Source organism: Mesorhizobium sp. M1A.F.Ca.IN.020.06.1.1 (assembly GCF_004023265.1).
In the GTDB taxonomy this organism is placed as follows: domain Bacteria; phylum Pseudomonadota; class Alphaproteobacteria; order Rhizobiales; family Rhizobiaceae; genus Mesorhizobium.
In genome coordinates, this window is sequence record NZ_RZSR01000571.1 from 1 (window position 1) to 3,944 (window position 3,944).

Consider the following 3,944-nt stretch of genomic DNA (forward strand, 5'->3'; position numbering starts at 1 on the left):
GATACGGTGGGCAACCGCGCCGATATGCGGATAGGTGGTGATTCCGCGGTCGAAGACCGGTTTGGCGCTGGGCTCGGCTCCGTCGCGCACCTCGCCGATCAGTTCGATGCTGACCTCGATTGCGTTCCTGTCCTCCATGGGCCAGCGCGAAGCCATTGCCTTCGGCGAAGGCGTGGCGACGACCATGCGGCTCAAATTCGAGAAACTGTCCCAGGAATTCATTCCCGGCACAGCGAAGCGGGAGCAGGCCTTGCCCGCGGATTCCGGCGACGATGTCGATCTCGCCGGAATTGTCGAGCGTCTGCGCAACGTGCCGAAACCGCAGCAGTCGATAGCGTTCGCCGAAGCCGTCGATACCGGGCGCCAGGCTGGCGACCCCGACTACCGCAAGCCATCGGCGCCGCGCGTGCAACCGGACGACGATTTCGACATGCGTTACGGCCTGAGGCCCTCGACCTTCGGCATGCGCCAGCAGAACGACTAATCGTTCTGCATCTTCGCGCCGACTGAGTCCCGGGCTGAGTCGACTGAAGTCGCTTTCGAGAACCGGAGCGGACATATAGTCCGTGAGCACGCGCATGACCCCGAAAATCGAGAACGCTTTTCGGAAAGGATCATAGGAGACGCGCGGCGCGGTAGAAGCGCAGAACACGGCTCCAGGCGGCCAGCGTCAAGAATTTGATCATGGAATTTCAGGCGCAGACGCGGTTGCGGCCCTGCTTCTTCGCCTCGTAGAGCTGCCGGTCGGCGCGGCGATAGAAGTCCTCGGCACTCTCCTTGCGGTCCCAGACGGCGAGGCCGACGCTGGTGGTGACCTTCAGCCGCACATTGCCCGACATGATCGACAGGTTGGCGATCGCCTTGCGGATGCGCTCGGCGAACCGCGCGAGCAGTTCCGCATCCATGTTGGGCGTGACCACGGCGAACTCCTCGCCGCCCAGCCTCGCCACCACATCGTGATAGCGGGTCATGCCCCGTACGCACTGCGCGACGGACCGCAGAACCTCGTCGCCGACATCGTGGCCATGCGTGTCGTTGACCTGCTTGAAATGATCGAGATCGAGGATCATCAGGCCCACCGGCTTGTCGATGCGGCCGAATTCGTCGAGATATTCCCGCAACGCGTCATCGAAGTAGCGGCGGTTCTGCATTCCGGTCAGGCCGTCGGTGAGTGCTGCGTGCTCAAGCGTTTGCGAACGGGCGCTCAGCGACACCGTCATGGCGCGCAACTTGCCCTCTTCCCTCACCTGGCCGCGGATCAGCGGGTAGATGAAGAAGGTTCCAAAGAACAAGGCAGCAGCCAGCAGCGCACCGGTCACGAACAGCAATTTGTTGAGATAGGCGATTCTGTCGAGACGCGATGCGGTGTCGAGAGCGGTCGCGATATCCTGCAATTGGCCATAGGCGTGAAAGGTCACCAGGCCGGCGGCCAGGATCACGAAGATAAAGACGAAAAACGCCGATTCCGCCTTGTGAAAACGCATAACGCCCCGCGGTACTGCGACCGTCGCCGTTATGGCATGCCAGGCCTTACGGACGGTTAACCCGGACAACCGTGACGGGAAGCTGCGCTCTCAATTCCAAGCCCTGATCAAATCGCATTCTATCAGTCCTCGATTGACCATTTCTCGCCCGGGCGTAACCTTTGCCACTCCGGCCCCAGTTGGTGTTTGAACCAGGTCGTCTGCCGCTTGGCATATTGGCGCGTCGCGATCTTGGCTCGCTCAATCGCTTGGGGAAAGCCCATGTGTCCGGCCATCGCGGCCTGCAGCTCGCGCACGCCGATCGCCTTCATCGCCGGCAGGTTCGGATCGAGGTCGAGTGCCATCAACTGCCTGACCTCGTCGAGCGCGCCCTTGTCGAGCATTTGATCGAAACGCGCCCCGATACGCGCCACCAGTTCGCCGCGATCCGGCTCGATCACCAGGAAGCGTGCGCTGTCGCGGTCGATGAGCGGCTGGCCGCGTGCCGCTTGCCATTCAAGGATCGACCGTCCCGACGCGTCGAGCACCTCCAGCGCCCGCACAATGCGCTGGCCATCGGTCGGCCGGAGCTGCATGGCGACAGCCGAATCCTGATGCATCAGTACACGGTGCAGCCGTTCTGCCCCTTGTTCCTTGAGTTCGTAGCGCCAGCGCTCACGCACCGAAGGCGGAATGTCGGGCATGTCCGAGATGCCTTCGGCTAAAGCTCGGAAATAGAGCCCGGTGCCGCCGACGAAGACAGCCGGCCGGCCGGAGAAAATACCTTCCGCGATCAGCCCGGTGACGTCGCGCAGCCAGGCGCCGGTCGAGTAGGCTGTCGAAGGATGCACGTGACCGTACAGATAATGCGGCACGCGCGCCGTTTCGGCCGCGCTCGGACGCGCCGTCAGCACGTCAAGAACCGAATAGCCCTGCATGGAATCGGTGTTGACGATGACGCCGCCCTTGCGCTCGGCGATGTCCAGCGCCAGCGCCGACTTGCCGCTGGCGGTCGGCCCCGCTATCAGGATGGCGTTTTTCACGCGGCCTTCGCCCGTCTGCCTGCCGGAATTTTCGATGCCTCTGATCGCCACGCTTGTGTCCAATCCCAAAGACCGCCGAGTGTCGGTCCCGCTTGCGAATATCGCCTCGCGAGCGGCAGGCGCAAGCGCCGTTCATTGGCTGGCCGAGGATGTCGCCTGCGATCTGGTTTTGCCGGAGACTCCCGACATCGGCGAATTGACGGCCAATCTGCGCGCGGCATTGGCCTCCGAGCCGGTCGACATCATCGTCCAGCCGGCTGAAGGCAGGAGGAAGAGGATCCTGCTTGCCGATATGGATTCGACCATGATCAATCAGGAATGCATCGACGAGCTTGCTGACGAGATCGGCGTCAAAGACCGTGTCGCTGCGATCACCGCGCGATCGATGAATGGCGAGATCGCATTCGAGCCGGCCTTGCGCGAACGCGTCGCCTTGCTGAAGGGCCTCGACACGGCGGTGGTCGACCGCATCCTCGCCAACCGGCTGACGCTGGCCGCCGGCGGCCGCGCGCTGGTGCAGACCATGCGTGCCAACGGCGCCTGGACGGCGCTGGTCTCAGGCGGCTTCGACGTCTTCACCAACCGCATCGCCGCAATGCTGGGCTTCCAGGAAAACCGCGCCAACCGGCTGATCGAGGACGGCGGCAGATTCACCGGCACGGTGGCCGCGCCTATTCTCGGCCGCGCCGCCAAGGCCGAGGCGCTGCTCGACATCGCGGCAAGGCTGGGCGTGACGACGCAGGATGCCGTTGCCGTGGGCGACGGCGCCAATGACCTCGACATGATCCGCCTGGCCGGCACTGGCGTCGCTCTTCACGCCAAGCCGGCGGTGGCTGAGCAGGCAAGGATCCGCATCGACCACGGCGATCTGACGGCGCTGCTCTACCTCCAGGGCTATCGCCAGGACGAGTTCGTGCAATGAAGCCGATCCGCACCGAGCGCCTCATCTTGCGCAATTGGGAAGAGCGCGACCGCGCGCTCTTCCATCGTATCAACTCGGACGAGCGCGTGATGGAATTTTTTCCGTTCCGCCGCGACCGGGCCGCGGCGGACGCAAAGATGGACGAGCTCCGCGCCTGGATCGATGAGGATGGCTACGGTTTCGCCGCCGCCGAGATTGCCGCCACCGGCGAGTGCATCGGCTTCGTCGGCCTCCTCCAAACCGATCATGTGCCTTCCCTGCCGGCCGGCACGATCGAGATCGGCTGGCGGCTGGCACCGGAATACTGGCGCAAGGGCTATGTCACCGAGGCATCCGAAGCCTGGCTCTCCTTCGGTTTCGAAACGCTGGAGCTGGACGAAATCGTCTCCTTTGCCGTCGTGGAAAACCATCGTTCGATCGCCGTCATGAAGCGGCTCGGCATGCGCGCCGACCCGGGCGCCGATTTCGACCATCCCGCCGTGCCGGACAGCCACCCTCATCTTAAGCGGCATGCGC

Annotated in this window: 5 protein-coding genes and 1 pseudogene; 3 read left to right on the forward strand and 3 right to left on the reverse strand. The window is 63.8% G+C overall.

Features of this window, described 5'->3' with window-relative positions:
- Positions 1 to 186, reverse strand: a 186-nt coding sequence (locus tag EOA60_RS38320) for a hypothetical protein (protein WP_206628193.1), incomplete at its 3' end; no start/stop codon positions are given.
- On the opposite strand from EOA60_RS38320, the pseudogene EOA60_RS22480 reads away from it, so the two are divergent.
- A pseudogene (locus tag EOA60_RS22480) lies at positions 113 to 484 on the forward strand (ATPase); the annotation flags it as partial. The gene EOA60_RS38320 and the pseudogene EOA60_RS22480 sit on opposite strands and share 74 nt — an antisense overlap.
- 208 nt (positions 485 to 692) lie before the next feature.
- Here the strand turns inward: EOA60_RS22480 and EOA60_RS22485 are convergent.
- Positions 693 to 1,484 carry a GGDEF domain-containing protein gene (locus tag EOA60_RS22485; RefSeq protein ID WP_066990920.1) on the reverse strand — a complete coding sequence of 264 codons (792 nt, stop codon included), beginning with the start codon at positions 1,482 to 1,484 and terminating at the stop codon, positions 693 to 695.
- A 122-nt stretch (positions 1,485 to 1,606) separates the two neighbouring features.
- Entirely contained in the window at positions 1,607 to 2,551 is a 945-nt protein-coding gene (gene miaA, locus EOA60_RS22490) for a tRNA (adenosine(37)-N6)-dimethylallyltransferase MiaA (protein WP_095825023.1), read from the reverse strand.
- Between miaA and serB the strand changes: the two genes are divergently transcribed.
- The gene (gene serB / locus EOA60_RS22495; RefSeq protein WP_095802669.1) at positions 2,541 to 3,428 is read left to right on the forward strand and encodes a phosphoserine phosphatase SerB; all 888 of its coding nucleotides are present in this window, start codon (positions 2,541 to 2,543) and stop codon (positions 3,426 to 3,428) included. The genes miaA and serB overlap by 11 nt on opposite strands.
- Positions 3,425 to 3,944, forward strand: a 520-nt coding sequence (locus tag EOA60_RS22500) for a GNAT family N-acetyltransferase (RefSeq protein ID WP_164899466.1), incomplete at its 3' end; no start/stop codon positions are given. The genes serB and EOA60_RS22500, both read left to right, overlap by 4 nt.